This window comes from Microbulbifer bruguierae (assembly GCF_029869925.1).
Classification (GTDB): domain Bacteria; phylum Pseudomonadota; class Gammaproteobacteria; order Pseudomonadales; family Cellvibrionaceae; genus Microbulbifer; species Microbulbifer bruguierae.
In genome coordinates this window covers 2,513,290-2,531,376 of record NZ_CP118605.1, presented here as the reverse complement: position 1 = coordinate 2,531,376, position 18,087 = coordinate 2,513,290, and the positions used below count along the sequence as shown (strand labels likewise).

Here is an 18,087-nt window from a genome sequence, read left to right as displayed (position 1 = left end):
GGTACTCTCTGCGGCTGCATATCACATCCAAATCACATCCAGGAACGAGCGATAACAGGGAATGAATCAGACTCGGCGCGTCTGGCGCACGGAAAAAGCCGGAGCCATCAGCAATCTGCGACCGGTGCTGGAGGAGCTGCGGCCCCTGGACGAGGACAAGATTCGCATCGACGTCAAAGCGGTGGGTCTGAACTTCGCCGACATCTTTGCGCTGACCGGGCTTTACTCGGCAACCCCGGAGGACAGCTTTGTGCCCGGGCTGGAATTTTCCGGTATCGTCAGCGCGCTGGGGGAACAGGCGGAAACGGACCTCGAGGTGGGCGACAGAATTTACGGTTGCACTCGCTTCGGTAGCTACGCAGACACCCTCGACGTACTGCCGCAGCACTGCCGCAAGCTGCCCGAGGGCTGGTGCTTTGCCGAGGGCGCGGCCTTTCCCGTACAGAGCCTGACCGCGTTATACGCGCTGGGCGACCTCGGCGGGGTGAAACCGGGCCAGGTCGTGTTGATCCACAGTGCTGCCGGTGGCGTCGGCCTGCAGGCCATGCGCATGGCGCGGCAGATGGGAGCGGTGCCCGTGGGTACGGTGGGCACGGTGGCTAAACAAGAGTTTCTCGCGGAGCAGGGCTTTAACGAAGTTATCCTGCGCGGCCCGGATTTTCCCGCCCAGTTAAAACACCAGCTCGCCGGTCGGCCATTGCACGCGGTACTCGACGGAATCGGCGGCAAGGTACAGCTACAATCCTTCAACGCGCTCGCCCCCATGGGGCGCCTGGTCGTCTTCGGCGCCGCCGAATTTACCCCCGGAAACCGACCCAACTGGTCCAAAGCCGCGTGGCGCTACATGAAGCGGCCCCGTTACGATGTGCTGGACATGATCAGCAGCAATAAATCCGTGCTTGCTTTCAACCTGATCTGGTTGTGGCATGAGCAGGCGCTGTTCGATCAACTGCTGAACGGCACCGCCCAACTGGGCTTGCCGTCTCCCCACGTAGGTCACAGGTTCTCCTTTGCCGAAGCCCACGAGGCAATCGAATGCCTGCGCAGTGGTCAGTCGGTGGGCAAGGTTGTGCTGGAAATTTAGGGTTCACCTGTGGAAAGCCGTTATCTCTGCGTACCATGAATCTCTGCGTAACCCCATCCTGTAGCACTTCCTCCGGCTACGGCTTAAACAGTATCGGATGTGTCGCCGCTGCTGCCCCATTTTGGTAATCTGGCGTACTAATTAACGTATTGGGGTTGAACAAGGCCACACCAAAGCTCGGCCGTTGTGGCCAGCCGCAGACTTTGCGTGACCAATGAGTCAAAAGTACCAATACAAGACGTCTTCCGAACAATCAGCCAGAGATACCTATGGCCAAAGCAGTCAAAGGCAGCGCTACCGGCACCAAAGCCGCCGCCAAGAAGCAAAAATCCTTCGAACAAACCCTGTGGGACACCGCGGACAAACTGCGCGGCAGCGTGGAATCCTCCGAATACAAGCACGTGGTGCTGTCGCTGATCTTCCTCAAGTTCATCAGTGACAAGTTCGAGCAGCGCAAGCGCGAGCTGATTGCCGAGGGGCAGGGCGACTATGTGGACATGGTGGAGTTCTACACCATGAAGAACGTCTTCTACCTGCCGGCGGAATCGCGCTGGGACTACATCGCCCAGAACGCCAAGCAGGACGATATCGCCATCAAGATCGACACCGCCCTCTACACGGTGGAGAAGAACAACAAGGCGCTCAAGGGCGCGCTGCCGGATAACTACTTCTCCCGCCTGGGGCTGGATGGCAGCAAACTGGCCGCGCTGATCGACTCCATCAACAATATCGACACGGTGGTGGAGCAGGAGGGCGGCGCGGCGAGCGAGGTGGACATCGTCGGCCGCGTGTACGAATACTTCCTCGGCAACTTCGCCGCTACCGAAGGCAAGGGCGGCGGCGAGTTCTATACCCCCAAGTGCGTGGTCAACCTGCTGGCGGAAATGATCGAGCCCTACCACGGCAAGATCTACGACCCCTGCTGTGGCAGCGGCGGCATGTTCGTGCAGTCGGTGAAGTTCGTGGAGAACCACCAGGGTAACAAGAAAGACATCTCCATCTACGGCCAGGAGCAGACCAGCACCACCTACAAGCTGGCGAAGATGAACCTGGCCATTCGCGGCATCAGCGCCAACCTGGGCGAGGTGCCCGCCGACACCTTCTTCAAGGACCAGCACCCGGACCTCAAGGCCGACTTCATCATGGCCAACCCGCCGTTCAACCTGAAGGAGTGGCGGGGCCCCGACGAACTCACCGACGACCCGCGCTGGGCCGGTTACGAGGTGCCGCCCACCGGCAACGCCAACTACGGCTGGATCCTGCATATGATCAGCAAGCTCAGCGAGAACGGTGTCGCCGGCTTTGTGCTGGCCAACGGTTCCATGAGCACCAAAACCAAGGGCGAAGGGGAAATCCGCAAGAAGATTATTGAGAACGACCTGGTGGACTGCATGATCGCGCTGCCCGGCCAGCTTTTCTACACCACTACAATTCCGGTGTGTCTGTGGTTTATCACCAAAAATAAAAAGGCCGCAGTCATCCCCGGCCACGAAGGCAGCAACCACCGCAACCGCGAGGGCGAGACGCTGTTTATCGACGCGCGCAATATGGGCAGCATGATCAGCCGTATCCATAAGGAGCTGACCGTGGACGATATCGCCGAGATCGCCCGCACCTACCACGCCTGGCGCGGCGAAGCCAAAGACGGCGACTACCGGGATATTCCCGGCTTCTGCAAGGTCGCCACGCTCGAAGATATCGCAGCCAACGACTATGTGCTGACCCCCGGCCGCTATGTGGGCGCCGCCGAAGTGGAAGACGATGGCGAGCTGTTTGAAGAAAAGATGCGCGAACTGACCCAAACCCTGTACCGGCAGATAGCGGAGGCCGAGCAGCTAGATGCGATGATTAAGCAGAATCTGGTGGGGTTGGGCTATGGAAAGTGAGTGGCAGGAACTCCGACTGGGTGATGTCGTCGAGTTCGTAGCTGATAACCGAGGCAAGAACCCTAAGGCATATGCTGAAACAGGGATACCAGTTATAGATAACTATTTGATCACTAGTGATTGGCGAATCAACATAAATGATGTTCGCAGATTTATTGATGAGGATACATACAACTCGTTTATCAGAAAGCATATTAAAGAAGACGATGTGTTAGTTACGCTGGTCGGCAACGGATATGGTCAAGTCGGCATTACCCCAAGTTGTAGGTGTGTAATAATTCAGAACACAATTGGATTGCGTTGTAATGAAGAACACGACAATAAATACCTTTATTACCTGCTTAAGTTGAATCGCCCATCCCTGATGAACCTAAATATTGGCGCTGCACAGCCAAGTATAAAAGTGGGCAATTTATTGGATTTAATTTTTCCGTTCCCTCCGCTAGGAGAGCAGAAAGCTATTGCCCAAATACTCGCAGCTCTCGATGACAAAATCGAGCTCAATCGCCAAATCAATTCCACCCTGGAGTCCATGGCCCAGGCGCTGTTTAAAAGCTGGTTTATGGATTTTGATCCGGTTATCGACAACGCCCTGGCCGCCGGCAATCCCATCCCCGACGCCCTGCAAGCCAGAGCGCGCGCCAGACAAGAAATGCGCAGCGGCGCCAGCACCTCCGCGCAGCCCCTGCCGGCCGAGATTCAGCGGCTGTTTCCCAGCAGTTTTGTATTTTCTGAAGAAATGGGCTGGGTGCCAGAAGCATGGGAGGTCGTTTCGCTACGCTCTCTGACTTCAAAAATTGGTAGTGGTTCTACCCCTCGAGGTGGTAGCCAAGTATACGTAAAAGACGGTGTATCTTTAATTCGAAGCCAGAATGTATATGACTCCGAATTTACCTGGGATGGATTAGCTCATATCAATAATGAAGCAGCAAAGCAGCTTAAAGGAGTTACTCTAGAAGAAGGCGATGTCCTTCTCAATATAACTGGTGCTTCTATTTTGAGAACTTGTATCGTTACCCCCGATGCTCTGCCGGCAAGGGTTAATCAGCACGTTGCAATTGTTAGGCCCATTACTGGGGTTCCCTCCAAGTATCTGCATCTTCATCTCTTAAATGGAAAAACTAAGAGCTACCTGATGGGCCAAAATGCGGGCGCATCTAGAGAAGCGGTGACAAAAGGTCATATTGAGTCGGTTCCAACGTTAAATCCGGGTGAACAAATTCTTTTCCAGTTCGAAAAAAATGTATCTCCCTTTACTAAAAGTATTTTCGGTCGCAACTCAAATGTAATGACTCTAACTGCACTTCGGGATTCTTTGCTTCCAAAATTGCTTTCTGGCCAGCTTCAAGTCCCCGAAGCCGAACACCAGCTTGCCGAGGTGATATAAGCCTATGTCCAAATTCACGGAAGAAAAGTTGGAGAAAGCGATCATTGCCCTTCTGGAACAGCGGGGCTTTCCGAACACGCCCGGCGGCCAGTTGCAACGTGCGCCCACCGAGGTATTGATCAAGGACGACCTGCGCCGCTTTCTCGCCGGGCGCTACGCCGAGGACAAGATCACCCCCGCGGAAATCGAGGCGGTGATCACCGAACTGGAACGGCTGCCCACCACTGGTTTTAACCAGTCATCACAATCAATTCATTAAAAATGTATTTATTAAGCCAAACGGCAACTGGCCGAAGTGATGTAGCCGGATGGATAATTTGAGTCGTAATCAGCGCATGCAGATCGCCGTGGTGGGGTCGGCCAGCAATCAGCTGAGCGAGGTACAGCGGATGCTCGCTTTTGACGTGGGCAAGCTGCTGATCGACAGCGGTTACCGGCTGATCAGTGGCGGCATGGGCGGCGTAATGGAGCAGGCGGCGCGCGGGGCCCGCAGCTCGGCCCGGCACCAGCCCGGCGACGTGATCGGCGTACTGCCTTCCTACAACAAAGCCGAAGCCAATCCCTACATCGATATCGCACTGCCCACCGGCTTGGGCGTTGCGCGCAATGCGGTATTGATGGCAGCCTGTGATGGCGTCATTGCCCTGGATGGTGGTTCCGGCACGCTGTCCGAGATTGCACTCGCCTGGCAGATGCGCAAACCCATAGCCTGTGTGGGCGGCGAGGGCTGGCATACCCGCCTGCAAACATTGGCGCTGGACGAGCGCCGCGAGGAAGCCATCGCCCTATGCCCGGATATGGACGCGTTAAGTCGCTTTTTACGGCACCTGCACGGCCGCAACCTGCCGGCTTATCGGGGGATAGCGGCCAGCGCGGTTAAGCAGGCGGAACAGCGCGATTACCTGCAGGCCACGTTTGCCGATGCCCGGAACATCGGTGCGCCAGAACTTCTCGGGTATGGCTCCGAGGGCACGGTGTTTCGATGCGGTCAGCGCATCTGCAAGATTTTCCATCCTACCGATTTCACCATACTGCTGTTTACGCACCTGAGCGGCATCGCGCAGACCCTTGTACAGTCTCAGGCGACCGTTGCCCCGGTACCGTTGTTCGAAGTGCATCTGGGAGATTATCTGGTTGTCCACTACCCGGACTTTGCCTCGCACGCCTACACGGGCGGCCAGAGGCAGCCGATGGTGGCTTTCCTGCGCGCCATGCGTGCCGCTGGCTGTTGTCTGAGCAATGTGAAGGCGGAGAACTTTCGCTGCACTGACGACAATCGCTTGGTGTGCATCGATATCGGCCGCGATTTGATGCCGTATAGCCATGCACTGTTTCTCAGCATGTGTAAACGCGCGTTTCTGACCGTGTATTACAGCGCGCATGCGGATTTCAAGCGTATGTGTCGCTACACCAATGACCACGATGATTTTGACGGTATTGCCGCCTGCGAGGGTGTTGCGCACAGCGCATCAGAACTGGCGAGCCGGTTTGATCAGTTTTACGCAGAGGTAACCCGTGCTGACGCCGTACCTGGATGAGTTAACCGATTTTGTCGCACTGCCCACCGTTGCCGGCGACGAACAGGCCAATCGCGCCGCCGTGCATTATCTGCGCATGCGCCTGCTGCGGCTGGGGTTTGATGTGCAAGTAAAGGGAGTGGCGCGCACTGATCAGCCGTTGCTGGTGGCAAGGTTTGGGGATTCCGATGGGGCGCCCCTGATCCTGTACAACCATTATGACGTGGAGCGGATACGGCCGCAGGAGGATTGGCACTCGCCGCCGTTTCAATTGACGCAGCGGGATGGCCGCCTGTGGGGGCGCGGCGTTGCCGACAACAAGGCGGTACTGCTGGCCAGGCTTTCGGTGATCGAGGCCCGCATCGCGCGAGGAGAGGCGTTACCCAATATGCTCTGGCTGATTCAGGGCGAAGAGGAAGTCGGTGCGCCCCTGGCCCACGCGTTATTTCCGGCGGAACTGGCCCCTTTGAAAAACTGCCTGTGCGTGGAGGAGACCGGCTACTATCGCGATGGTGCGCCACTCATATTCCAGCACGGCGCAGCGCTATCCGCTAGCGAGCGCGAGACATTGGCCTGTTCGCTCAACAGTGTGTTGTTCGATGGCAAAGCGCGCATAGAGACCCGCACCCTGTCTAAATTCGGCCCCTGCCCACTGATCGAAAACCTGCCCGATGGCAGCCTCTATCTGGGATTTGGACCCAACGATTACTCGGCACGTATACACCGCGACAATGAATCCATCAGTGTGGAATTGCTGGAACAATATTTCCCGTTGTTCGACCGCTTTTTGACCTGGTGCAGGCATCGAGTCGCACAAGTAGAGGCACCATGTGCGGCCTAGTATTACTGCATGGTCCTCGTGCAGCCGAACGACTTCCGGCGTGCCTGCAACGCATTGCCCACCGCGGCCCCGATGCCCAGTACCACTGGCACAGCGGTGCACTGAGCCTGGGATTTGCCAGGCTGGCGATCAATGATAAATCTCCTGCCGGACAGCAGCCCTACCGCTCCGGCAGTTATGTCGCGGCGATCAATGGCGAAATCTATAACGCGGCCGAGTTACGCGAGCGCTACCAGCTGAAGCTCGCGTCGAGCAACGACTGCCATGTGGTGCCGGCCATGCTGGATAAGCTGGGCGTGGCAGCCCTGGAAAACCTGGACGGTTTTTTTGCCGGAGTCGTGGTAGACGAGCGTGCGCAGCGCCTGCTTGTATTGCGCGATGCCATGGGCAAAAAGCCGCTATTTTGGGGTCGCTCCGGCTCGGAACGGTTTATCACCAGCGAATTGAAGGCGCTTGACCGCGTCGATGATTTTACGGCGTTGCCATCCGGCGTGAGTGAAATCAATCTTGAAAACGGTCACTGCACAAATCTCTCCGCAATGGAGCCGGAGTGCGAGGCGAAAACAAACCTTCCAAGTCCGCAATCACCGGCCTCCAATAGCAAAGCCAGCGCGCTGCGTACTTTGCTGGCCTTGGCTGTTGAAAAGCGCCTGCCGGCAGCTGGTGAGCCCGTCGGTGTCTTTCTGAGTGGAGGGCTGGATAGTTCAGCGATCGCGGCTCTCGTTCATCACCGACGTCCCGACGCACGCTATTATTGCCTGAGTGCACCGGGCGCTGCGGACCATGACCACGCGCGGCTATTGGTCGATCACCTCAAGCTTACGAACGTGCGCTACTTGACCCTTCCGACTGGTAATGCGCTGTCACAGCTAATTCACCAGCTGGTCTACGTCGCCGAAAGTTACAACCCTTCCGTTATCAGCAATGGCCTCTGTACTTACCTGCTCGCAGAGGCCGCGCGCGAAGATGGTTTGAAGGTGGTTCTGTCGGGCGAAGGGGCCGATGAATTGTTTGGTGGCTATCATCACTACCGCAATACCGATCCCTGGCGGGAAACTCGTGAACAGTTGCTGGCTAACTTGCGCAGTACCGAGCTTCGCCGCATTGACCTAACCGGTATGGCCCATGCCATAGAGACGCGTTGTCCATTTCTCGATCGCGACCTCTATAACTGGGCATTAGCGCTGGACTATGACGACCTCTATCGACGGAGTGAGGACAGCCGTAACAATAAAATTGTATTGCGTGAAGCCGTCAAAGAGCTGTTGCCAGAGCAGATAGTTTTGCGCCGCAAAACCTCGTGTGATGTCGGTAGCGGTATGCGCGCATTGGTGGTTCGGCACCTGCGCAGGAACGGTTGCACGGAACGGGAAGCTCTGCGCCTAATCTGGCGCCACCACTTTTTGGCGAGTTTCGATGGCCGGAATTTTGAAACCCATCCCTATTTTTCCGCCTACCCCGTTTTTGACGAACTCATCGATCGGCGCGGGGTGGATCACAAATGAACAAGGGCGCTCTTTCAATTCATGAAATCGAACAACTGATGCTGGACGAGTTTCGGGCCACGCCTTTCCACAATCTCCTTTATTTGGGGTTATGCGGCCCTTCTTGCGCGCTCGAAGGGGGGACCTGCTCCGACAAGGTGCTGGCGTTCCAGGCACGGCTACAGAGCGCTGGTGTCAGTGCAAGGCTGCATAATGCGTGGATAAATCATCAGTTGTGCCATCGTGTGCTGGCCTTGGAGCTGGATGACGGCGTCTATTACGCAGATGTTGGCAACGCTTGGCCGAGTATTCGCCTGTTTCCCGCGGCTCGAGAAGTTCGCTATCGGGCTTTCGGCATTGTATTTCAAACTCGGCTCCGCGATGCGTTCCTGGATGTATATCAACTCAAGCCGGGGAGCGAAACCCTGTCGCAGAGTATACCGCTAAGGCTGGAGCCGGAATCGGCGGTAATCACGGCAATTGCACGGCGCTTTAGCGGGGAGATGAACTATCCGTTCAGTGCCGGGCTGAGATATGCCCAGGTTATTGGTGACAAATTTCTGTTTCTTAAAGGGGATGAATTGCGAATTTTCTCCGATCATAAGGCGACGCGTAGTCTCCGCTTCACGAGCCTCTCCAGTCAGTTGTCAGCGTTGCGCAACTATTTTGGCCTGGATTTGGATGATTGCGGGCTATCGGAAGGTAGGCTGGGATCTGTGCGTGGGAACGTGGAGCATGCATTATGAGCGTATCCATTGCCGTGATTATCGCAACTTCAATGCGGCGTACTGATTTGTTGATTGAGCGGTCGCTTAGATCGGTGTATGCACAGGAAAATGTGATTCCTTGGCGTATCTATGTCGTAGATGATAATGCTTGCCAGGAGGAATATCTGTCGATTAGGCGGCGGGTAAAAAGGCTCCGGGACACATTCTTTTCGACAAAATTCCCGCACGGCGTGCCGGACCACTGGTACAAAACCGAGGTAATCCGAAATTCACGAACACGGGGGCGTTCAGGCAGTGGCGCCTGGAATAGCGGTGCTATGGCAGCCTGGCAAAATCGCCCTGCTGACAATCCGCTCTATTTCGCTATTCTCGATGACGATGATGAATGGTATCCCCAGTACCTGGCCAGCTGCTGTCAGCGGTTGGCCGAGGAGGATTTCTATGCTGTGGCTGTGGTCTCCGCATTTCACCGTTACGAATTTGGCCAGGACCGACCCATCCACCTGCTGCCAGAACATTTGACGCTGGATGAATTTTTTATTGGCAACCCCGGTTGGCAGGGCAGTAACACATTCATTGATGCTGAAACTTTTTGGCGGGCTGGTGGATATGACGAATCCATGCCCAGCACCCAGGATCGGGACTTCGCGATTCGTATTCTGGAAGTCAGTGAGTCACGTGGCCAGAATATTCTGGTCAATACGCGACCGTTGCTCCGTCACCATGCGCACACTGGTGAGCGGGTCACTCGGTGTCAGGCGGGCAAGCACAAGGGGCTGGACCTTTTCTATGATAAATACGCATCACGTATGGATACGTCGATCCACGAAGCCTCGCTAAAGCGGGCTGAACGCCTATTTGGCTACCGAAGGCAGAGTGTTAAAGAAACCGCCCATGACGTTGCGCACTACCGAACCTATGAAGATGAACCGCCGGTAAAGTTAGTGATTGGTGTGGCCTCGTCTTGTGCACGCAACGTCAAAAACCAGCTATCCTCCCTGGAACGACAAATTCAGCAAGAGCCGAAGTTCGTCGGCCAGTGTCATTATTTATTGTTGACCAATGGTGATCGTGAAGAGGCAATCAAATTTGCCTTGCAGGCAGTTTCTCCGAAAAATTTCTCTGTTCGTATTTTAGATCTTGCTGAACAGAAAAGGCATTATTCTCGTTTTCCTTACCACTCGGTGTTTGAGCTCAACGCAATTAGTCGGAAATCAATAGCGTTCTCTAGAAGTCTGCTTCATTTTTTTTGCTGGGAAGAAGCGAAATCACAAGGGCCGGACTGCAGGGTATTAATTCTCGATGATGATCTACAGTTCGAATCCCTAAGCATAGAGAATGGTGCTCTAGAAAGTAAAAAATTAAATTTTCTTGGTAAGCTCAGCTGGCTAATTAAAAATTGCGATGCAGATATTATTGTGTCGCCCTATTCGGATGCGCCGGCCCTGCCGTTCTACAGTTCATTGCGTACACAGTTGCTGGACCTTTACTATTCACTGCTAAATTTCGTTCGTCTTGATCCCGACACAAATTACGCTTCGAATGTTCGCTCGCTCAAAGAGGTGAGCGGTGGGGATGATTATTACTACGATTTTTCCTCTGCCCGTTATGATCACCTTGAGCGACCAGTTGCGTGGCAGCCAGTATCGTTGTCGGATGGGCATAAAGTCGCAGAGATTTTTAGTGCGTTTCTCACGGATATTCAATATCTAAATGAGCAGGCGAATATTACCCGGCCTCTACTGGCGTCAGCAGAAGCCTGGAACGCTAACACTGGCCGTAACAGCCACAGGCGTGGCGGTATAGCGTTGTATCGAAATTTGTCACTGCTTGTCGAAGCTCCCAATCTATCACCAACAATCGACCGGGGTGAAGTATCGACGCAGGTTAGGCGCAGCGATTTTATAACGGCAATTCATATGGTAAAAAACATGGGGGTCAAGATCGAAGAGGTCTCTCTCCCCCTGCGCCACCATCGAAGGATGCAGAATGGCCCTGGTGAAATCAGTGCGACAAAATTGGCGGACGATATAATTGGCTTGTGTTTTTACCGAGTGTTTGAAGAATTCTGCGATGGGAAGTTTTCCAGTAAGCGGAGCATTCAGGACCGGTTTTCCCGAATGGTGGAAGACTACCTGGAGAGGATTACCATTAACCACCTCCGGGCTGATCAGCTGATCCTCCAACTATGCAATTTGTTGACGCAGAATGAGCGGTTGATGAACCATTCTGCAAATCTTCATAGCCAGGTCATAAAAGTGGCGAAAACGGCATTGGAAGACTTTCGCCTTGATCATCTGAACGGAAAAGTGCTAGAGCAAATCGAAAAGGTCAGGGAAATCACCGGAAGCTACGATGTGGCGTCTCAGATACGTCAAATCGACCAAATTTTCGCCAGAGCGGTATCCAGTGGTGCAATATATGCTCTAAATGGTTATAAGTTGTGGTCAGTTATCAATGGCGCACGCCCAGTTGGTTCCGTAACGGATATAACACCGGCTGAAGCCGCAGAGTTCGTATGATCATCGTCCATGGCACTAAAAAACTTCTGGCAAAGCTGATTATCGACGATGATGGCCATTTACCGTTGTTGCCCCGCAGCCAGCACCTGGCGGAATCAGCGGGCGCTGATGTCAGCCCCCTGAGCGGCTGGCACGCGAATTTTTTGACCATTCAGAGGCGTAACTGCGTGCTGCTTGTGCACGATGAAACCCGTTTTCCCCTGTTTATCCCGGCGCTGACCAAGCCCGATCTCGCGGAGCTGGATTGGTGGTTTGGGGATGCGCTGATGAATACTCTATTGAAATGCAACGCCAGCCAGGTGCAGCTGGATACAGTCGCAGCACACCTGTCACGGCTGAGTTTCGACAGTGACTGTGACCGTTCGGTGCAAGGCACTATGAATCAGATGGCGCAGGATGCCGAATACAGCCTATATCACCATGGTGTTCATGTGGCCGAGATTACCGGACACCGTTTGGCGGCGTGGCTGGCCGACCGCCCGTGCACCGTCAAAGGCCGCAAAAACGCTGTCTGGCCGGTAAAAGCGTTTCTGCAATTGCTGGATGGGCTGCCCCGCGCAATACAAAGTCCTGTGCCGGTACTACAACGGGAAACCGTACTGCCGGGCAATATCGTCAACTTGTTGGAATTTCGCAAAAAGAATAAATAAGGCGAATGGAAATGAGCTTTACCGAGGCCAAATTGGAGCAGGCGATCATTGCCATGCTGGACCGGCAGGGTTTTCCCAATACCCCGGGTGGCCAGCTGCAGCGATCGCCCAGCGAGGTGTTGATCAAGGACGACCTGCGCCGCTTTCTCGGCCTGCGTTACGCCGAGGACAAGATCACCCCGGTAGAAATCGAGGCGGTCATCACCGAACTGGAACGGCTGCCCGCCGCCGATCTGTACGACAGCAACAAGACCATCCACAAGCGCGTCGCGGATGGCTTTCTGCTGAAGCGCGAAGACCGCAGCCAAAAAGACCTGTACATCCAGCTCATCGACTACGCGGGCCTGCCGGAGCAGCGCATGCCCGCCGAGGGCGAGGTGGAAACGCTGGTGGCGGAAAAGCTACGCGGCTACGGTGAGCGCAATATCTACCGGGTCGTTGACCAGCTGGAAATCGAGGGGAGAGAAAAGCGCATTCCCGATGCCATCCTGTATATCAACGGCCTGCCGCTGGTGGTGTTTGAATTCAAGAGCGCGATCCGCGAAAACGCCACCATCTATGATGCCTGGAAGCAGCTCACCACCCGCTACGCGCGCGATATTCCCGAGCTGATGAAATACAACGCCCTGTGCGTGATCAGTGACGGCGTCAACTCACGCATGGGTTCGCTATTTGCGCCCTACGATTTCTTCTACACCTGGCGCAAGGTCACCGGCGACGAAACCATCGAGCAGGACGGCATCAACGCGCTGCACACCATGCTCGAGGGGCTGTTCGACAAGGCGCGCCTGCGCGAGGTGATCCGGCATTTTGTCTACTTCCCGGATGTGTCCAAGCGCGAAGACAAGATCGTCTGCCGCTACCCGCAGTTCTACGCCGCCACCCGGCTGTACCAGAACATCCTGCGGCACCGCAAACCGGACGGCGACGGCAAGGGCGGCACCTACTTCGGCGCCACCGGCTGCGGCAAGAGCTTCACCATGCTGTTCCTCACGCGCCTGTTGATGAAGAGCGTGGAGTTCGCCAGCCCCACCATCGTGCTGATTACCGATCGCACGGATTTGGATGACCAGCTCTCCGGCCAGTTCACCAACGCCAAGGGCTATATCGGCGACCAGCATGTGGTGAGCGCGGAGAGCCGCGAACACCTGCGGCAACTGCTGAAAGGCCGCAATAGCGGCGGGGTGTTCCTGACCACCATTCACAAGTTCACCGAAGACACCGAGCTGCTGACCGAGCGCGCCAATGTGATCTGTATCAGTGACGAGGCCCACCGCAGCCAGATCAACCTGGACCAGAAGGTGCGCGTGACCGACAAGGGCGTGAAGCGCACCTACGGCTTCGCCAAGTACCTGCACGACTCCCTGCCTAACGCCACCTATGTAGGCTTCACCGGTACCCCCATCGACGCCACCCTGGATGTGTTCGGCGAGGTGGTGGACAGCTACACCATGACCGAGTCGGTGAAGGACGAGATCACCGTGCGCATCGTCTACGAGGGCCGCGCCGCCAAGGTGATGCTGGACAACGACAAGCTCAAGGAGATCGAGGACTACTACGCCGAGTGCGCGGAAGCCGGCACCAGCGACTACCAGATCGAGGAGAGCAAGAAGGCCAGCGCCAATATGAATGCGATCCTCGGCGACCCGGATCGCATCAAGGCGCTGGCCAGCGACTTCGTGCACCACTACGAGCAGCGCCTGCAAGAAGGCGCCACCATCAAGGGCAAGGCGATGTTCGTGTGCAGCAGCCGCGAGATCGCCTATCGTTTCTGGCAAGAGGTGATCGCGCTGCGGCCCGCGTGGAATGCCGTGCTGGCAGCGGAAGAGGGCGTGGAGCTCACCGACAGGGAGCGCAAAGAGATCAAGCCCATGGCGCGGATCAAGATGATCATGACCCGGGGCAAGGACGACGACAATACGCTCTACGAGATGCTGGGTACCAAAGAGTACCGCAAGGAGCTGGACCGCCAGTTCAAGAACCCCAAATCCAACTTCAAGATCGCCATTGTGGTGGATATGTGGCTCACCGGCTTCGATGTGCCCTTCCTGGATACCATCTATATCGACAAGCCCATCCAGCGCCATAACCTGATCCAGACCATCTCCCGCGTAAACCGCAAGTACGAGGGCAAGGATAATGGTCTGGTGGTGGACTACATTGGCATCAAGAAGCAGATGAACCTGGCCCTGGCCCACTACAACAAGGCCGACCAGCAGAATATCGAGGAGATCGCCCAGTCGGTGATCGTGGTCAAGGATCACCTGGACCTGCTGAACAAGATTTTCCACAAATTCGACAGCAAGCCCTACTTCACCGGCAGCCCGCTGGAGCAGCTCAACTGCCTGAACATGGCCGCCGAGTATGTGCAGCTCACCGACAAGATAGAAAAGCGCTTTATGGCGCTGGTGAAGCGTCTCAAGGCCGCCTATGACATCTGCTGTGGCTCAGAAGCGGTCAGCCAGGCTGAGCGCGACCTGATTCACTTTTACCTGGCGGTACGCTCGATCGTATTCAAGCTCACCAAGGGCGATGCCCCGGATGTGGCGCAGATGAATGCCCGCGTGCGCGAGATGATCGCCGAGGCGCTGAAGGCCGACGGGGTTGAGGAGATCTTCAAGCTGGGCGAAGACGACGCCGGCGAGACGGATATCTTTGCCGACGACTACCTGGCCAAGATCGAAAAAATCAAACTGCCGAATACCAAGATCAAATTGCTGCAGAAGCTGTTGGCCAAGGCGATCGAGGATTTCAAGAAGATCAACAAGACCAAGGGCATGGATTTCTCGGAGAAGTTCCGCCAGCTGGTGGATCACTACAACGAGCGCAAGGAAGACGATGTGCTGGTGAGTGAGGTGCTGGAAGATTTCTCCGATGAGATTATTGACCTGATCCAGGCACTCAAGCGGGAGAAAGAATCCTTCAGCGATCTCGGCATTGATCTGGAAGAGAAAGCCTTTTACGACATCCTGAAAAAGCTCGCGGTCAAATACGATTTCAGCTATCCGGAAGAAAAGCTGCTGGAGTTATCCAAAGCGGTGAAGGACGTGGTGGATGACAAGTCCAAGTACACCGATTGGAGCCAGCGCGACGACATCAAGGCCGAACTGAAGGTCGGCCTGATTCTGGTGCTGGCGAAACACGGCTACCCGCCGGTGGATCGCGATGAGGTGTACAAGGAAATCTTCGAGCAGGCGGAGAACTTCAAGCGCTACCAGGGCGATCGCGCTGGAGCGATTTGAGTTGTTCCATTTCCGCTGGATGAAGACGCCTTATTAGGCGTCTTTCATTTCATCCCAGAAATCGGCGTCCAGTTTTTTCAGTTCGATCACCTGTTCCACCTGCATGCCCAGCCCGTAATCGTAGATATAGCGGGCCAATTCCATCCCATCGATTAGCACCACATGAGTGCTGCCGTTAAGGCTGCGGGCATATTCCTTGGCACCGCTAGTGAATCGGGACGTGGTAATAAACACGCCCTTGTTAGATTGCGCCACCGCCAGCGCGCCGACAAAGCCCTGAATATCTTCACGCCCCACGCTGTTATCACGGGCGTAGCGTTTTACTTGAATATGCACGCGGCCAAAGCCGAGCACGTCCTCTTTGATAATGCCGTCGATACCGCCGTCATTACTCGCCTGGGTGACCTGTCCGGAATCCTTGATCTGGCCGCCGTAACCCATACGTCCCAGTAACTTCACCACCAACTTCTCCAGCTCATAGGGTGACTTGGAGAGGATGGTATCCAGAATGTTTTCCAGTGTTTCCGTGCGGATGGCGTCAAAGGCGGCGTTGAGGGTGTCTAGCGGCGTGAGGTGCTCGGCCGACTCGGTAAGCATGGGGCCTGCGTCGCTCACTTCACCTTGCTCGCGCTCGCGCTGCTTCCTCGCAGTGTGCTCCGCGGCCTTTTGCCGTACAAAGGTGCGCAACGCCATGTCGTCTTCAAGATAAGACTCTGCGGCCGGCGCCGCCTTGTAGATGCCGCGCCCCGGCTTTTCCACCAGGTTGGCCATATTGAGATAGCTCAGCGCCCAGGAGATACGGTCCAAGAAAACGGTGCCGTTGCCAGACGCGTAGGGCTTTTCCAACTCTTCCTGTGTGAGCCCGAAATAAGCAGCAAGCGGTTGTTCAAGATCGCGGTAACGGGTCTCGCCATGCTCCGCTAGGTAGCGCAGCGCATGGGGGATGATTTCATCGTATTTTGGAATCGTCATAGTCTATTGATGATTATTCGTTGGTAAATAGTGACGCTAGCCACGGGTGTATCTCTGGGTACTTTTCGGTATCCAATACAAATTCTTGTCCGCGTGCCGCGGAATTTAACCGGCAGTGATTTTCTTCCAATTGCCAGCGTTCCGGCTTCTGGTGATAGGTTAACGCGGCTTCCATTGAGGGTGGATAAAAAGCCTGGGGCAAGCGCCACTGGCTCGGTTTGCGACTTTCTTGCGCGCTGAGCTGTCGCGCTGGCTGGTAGTGGTTGAAGATGCCGTAGCCGCTCACTTCGGGCCGATTGCCATTGGGCAGCGATAGTTCCTGGCTCGCTTCATAGAGGGTATTGAGCGGGCCACGCTCGCCGGAAAAATGGGGGTGGTAGCGCGCCCAGGGTAGGGCCGCTGGAGCAAGCTTGGACACCGAATACACCGCGCCCACCTGTAACCATCCCCAGATAATATGGCGGGCTGGTTCGGCTTTTATAAACTGCCAGCGGCCATCGGCGTCTTCAACGGGCCGGAAGAGTCCAAAGAACAGAAACAGGTCGCCGACCGTTACCCCCTGGTTGCGCAGGTGCGCCTGTGCCGTGCTGTCCTGCCCCAGCAGACCGCGCCAGTTGGCATCGCGCGGTAGCGCTCTGCGATCCACATCCGGGTCGATATGAGCGAAATGACCGGCGCGCTTGGCCTCGCCGGTTAAATCAGTAACCAGTTTACCCGCGTTTTCTCCATTCACAGTGATATCGCAATAACGCCAGGGTGACTGCTTATCGGGAATGGGCAGGCTGCACAAACGGCCGTCGGGCAGTATTGGGCTGGGGCAGCCGCCCGCGGAAGAGTCGAAGCCCTTACGGCTTAAGATGAGCCGCATGTCGCTCGTGATGCTCTTGGTTTTTGTGGAGAGACTGGCTTGGCCGCGCTGCAGGATTTTATACCGCAGCTATTGGTGTCTTCGGGCCATTGATGGGGGACTCCATGTCGTCCCGGCTTATAGTGCTTGCGGATGTAATCTACGCAGCGTTGTGCCAGCGCTTCACTGGAAAGTTTGCCGGCACCTGACTGCCCTCGTGGAACCGCCGGTCTTACATCAAAGGGTAGGGCGATTGCATTGCGGCCGAAATAGTAAAATTCATCCGCGATCAATACAGATCGACCAGAGAGATCTCGTAGTAAATCAAATTGGCTGGGGCCGTTGCCCGCCCAATGATTGGGGTTTTCCAGCTGTTCGAACTGTTCCGGTAATACCGCTCCAGGCCCAAGGGGGCGATAGATGTTATCGCCTGCCTTGTATTCGGCGCCCCTGCGACCAAGTTGTGGGATTTTGTCTGCAAAACGTGGGTCGTGGAAATAATCAGCAATGGCTAACTTTTCTCCCACTCGCATCAAGTAAATCAATCGTTCTTCGCCTACCGCCGTTCCCGAGAGCTCGATCGAAGTAAAGCCTGCAATCCAGTCTCCGACATGCTTGTGCTTACGGATTAATGGTTTACAAGTCGCCAGTGTCAGCGTTAAGCCAAATGGATTGGGGGCAAAGCCTGTATCGTGGGTCTGTTTATAACTGAAGAGCCGCATTCTCAATTGCCTTTTGTTTTATTTATTGGCGTTGTCGGAAGCGATAATAGTGCGTCTTTTGCGAGTATCAAGTAAAGACCCAGGATAAATTGGCTGGGAAAATTCGCACTGTGAATTCAGGTGTTGTGCCCAAGTTCGGCTCTATGGCTCCGTAATATTGCTAGGTAAAAATAGAACTCGGATAGCAAGCCCCCGTTAGATTCGC

Annotated in this window: 14 protein-coding genes; 11 read left to right on the top strand and 3 right to left on the bottom strand. The window is 55.4% G+C overall.

The genetic code is table 11. The annotated features are described in order from the left end of the window. The first annotated feature begins 61 nt into the window (after positions 1-61). The 11 genes from PVT68_RS10540 (at position 62) to PVT68_RS10490 (ending at position 15,341) form a co-directional block, all read left to right on the top strand. Entirely contained in the window at positions 62-1,084 is a 1,023-nt protein-coding gene (locus PVT68_RS10540) for a zinc-binding dehydrogenase (protein ID WP_280317826.1), read from the top strand. A gap of 269 nt (positions 1,085-1,353) precedes the next feature. Continuing rightward, a complete protein-coding gene (locus PVT68_RS10535) occupies positions 1,354-2,970 on the top strand; it encodes a type I restriction-modification system subunit M (RefSeq protein WP_280317825.1) in 1,617 nt (538 codons plus the stop codon). Beyond that, positions 2,960-4,357 carry a restriction endonuclease subunit S gene (locus PVT68_RS10530; protein ID WP_280317824.1) on the top strand — a complete coding sequence of 466 codons (1,398 nt, stop codon included), beginning with the start codon at positions 2,960-2,962 and terminating at the stop codon, positions 4,355-4,357. The genes PVT68_RS10535 and PVT68_RS10530 overlap by 11 nt, the downstream gene beginning before the upstream one ends. A gap of 4 nt (positions 4,358-4,361) precedes the next feature. Then, positions 4,362-4,616 carry a hypothetical protein gene (locus PVT68_RS10525; RefSeq protein ID WP_280317822.1) on the top strand — a complete coding sequence of 85 codons (255 nt, stop codon included), beginning with the start codon at positions 4,362-4,364 and terminating at the stop codon, positions 4,614-4,616. Positions 4,617-4,674: 58 nt separating this feature from the next. Beyond that, entirely contained in the window at positions 4,675-5,895 is a 1,221-nt protein-coding gene (locus PVT68_RS10520; RefSeq protein WP_280317820.1) for a TIGR00725 family protein, read from the top strand. After that, a complete protein-coding gene (locus tag PVT68_RS10515) occupies positions 5,873-6,715 on the top strand; it encodes a M20/M25/M40 family metallo-hydrolase (RefSeq protein ID WP_280317818.1) in 843 nt (280 codons plus the stop codon). The genes PVT68_RS10520 and PVT68_RS10515 overlap by 23 nt, the downstream gene beginning before the upstream one ends. Next, positions 6,703-8,220 (top strand): asparagine synthetase B family protein, encoded by a 1,518-nt coding sequence (locus tag PVT68_RS10510; protein WP_280317816.1) that lies wholly within the window; start codon positions 6,703-6,705, stop codon positions 8,218-8,220. Before PVT68_RS10515 ends, PVT68_RS10510 begins: the two co-directional genes overlap by 13 nt. Further along, a complete protein-coding gene (locus PVT68_RS10505) occupies positions 8,217-8,945 on the top strand; it encodes a hypothetical protein (protein ID WP_280317814.1) in 729 nt (242 codons plus the stop codon). Before PVT68_RS10510 ends, PVT68_RS10505 begins: the two co-directional genes overlap by 4 nt. Continuing rightward, positions 8,942-11,449, top strand: a complete 2,508-nt coding sequence (locus PVT68_RS10500) for a glycosyltransferase family 2 protein (protein ID WP_280317812.1) — start codon at positions 8,942-8,944, stop codon at positions 11,447-11,449. Before PVT68_RS10505 ends, PVT68_RS10500 begins: the two co-directional genes overlap by 4 nt. Then, a complete protein-coding gene (locus tag PVT68_RS10495) occupies positions 11,446-12,099 on the top strand; it encodes a DUF6933 domain-containing protein (RefSeq protein WP_280317811.1) in 654 nt (217 codons plus the stop codon). The genes PVT68_RS10500 and PVT68_RS10495 overlap by 4 nt, the downstream gene beginning before the upstream one ends. A gap of 11 nt (positions 12,100-12,110) precedes the next feature. Further along, a complete protein-coding gene (locus tag PVT68_RS10490; protein WP_280317809.1) occupies positions 12,111-15,341 on the top strand; it encodes a type I restriction endonuclease subunit R in 3,231 nt (1,076 codons plus the stop codon). A gap of 33 nt (positions 15,342-15,374) precedes the next feature. On the opposite strand, the gene PVT68_RS10485 is transcribed toward PVT68_RS10490, so the two are convergent. From PVT68_RS10485 to PVT68_RS10475, 3 genes are read right to left on the bottom strand one after another with little or no spacing between them, the layout of a single operon-like run. Next, entirely contained in the window at positions 15,375-16,313 is a 939-nt protein-coding gene (locus tag PVT68_RS10485; protein ID WP_280317807.1) for a restriction endonuclease, read from the bottom strand. 13 nt (positions 16,314-16,326) lie between these two features. Continuing rightward, the gene (locus PVT68_RS10480) at positions 16,327-17,181 is read right to left on the bottom strand and encodes an Nmad3 family putative nucleotide modification protein (protein WP_280317805.1); all 855 of its coding nucleotides are present in this window, start codon (positions 17,179-17,181) and stop codon (positions 16,327-16,329) included. Next, positions 17,166-17,882, bottom strand: coding sequence for an Nmad2 family putative nucleotide modification protein (locus PVT68_RS10475; RefSeq protein ID WP_280317804.1), 717 nt, complete (start codon positions 17,880-17,882; stop codon positions 17,166-17,168). Before PVT68_RS10475 ends, PVT68_RS10480 begins: the two co-directional genes overlap by 16 nt. Positions 17,883-18,087 lie beyond the last annotated feature (205 nt).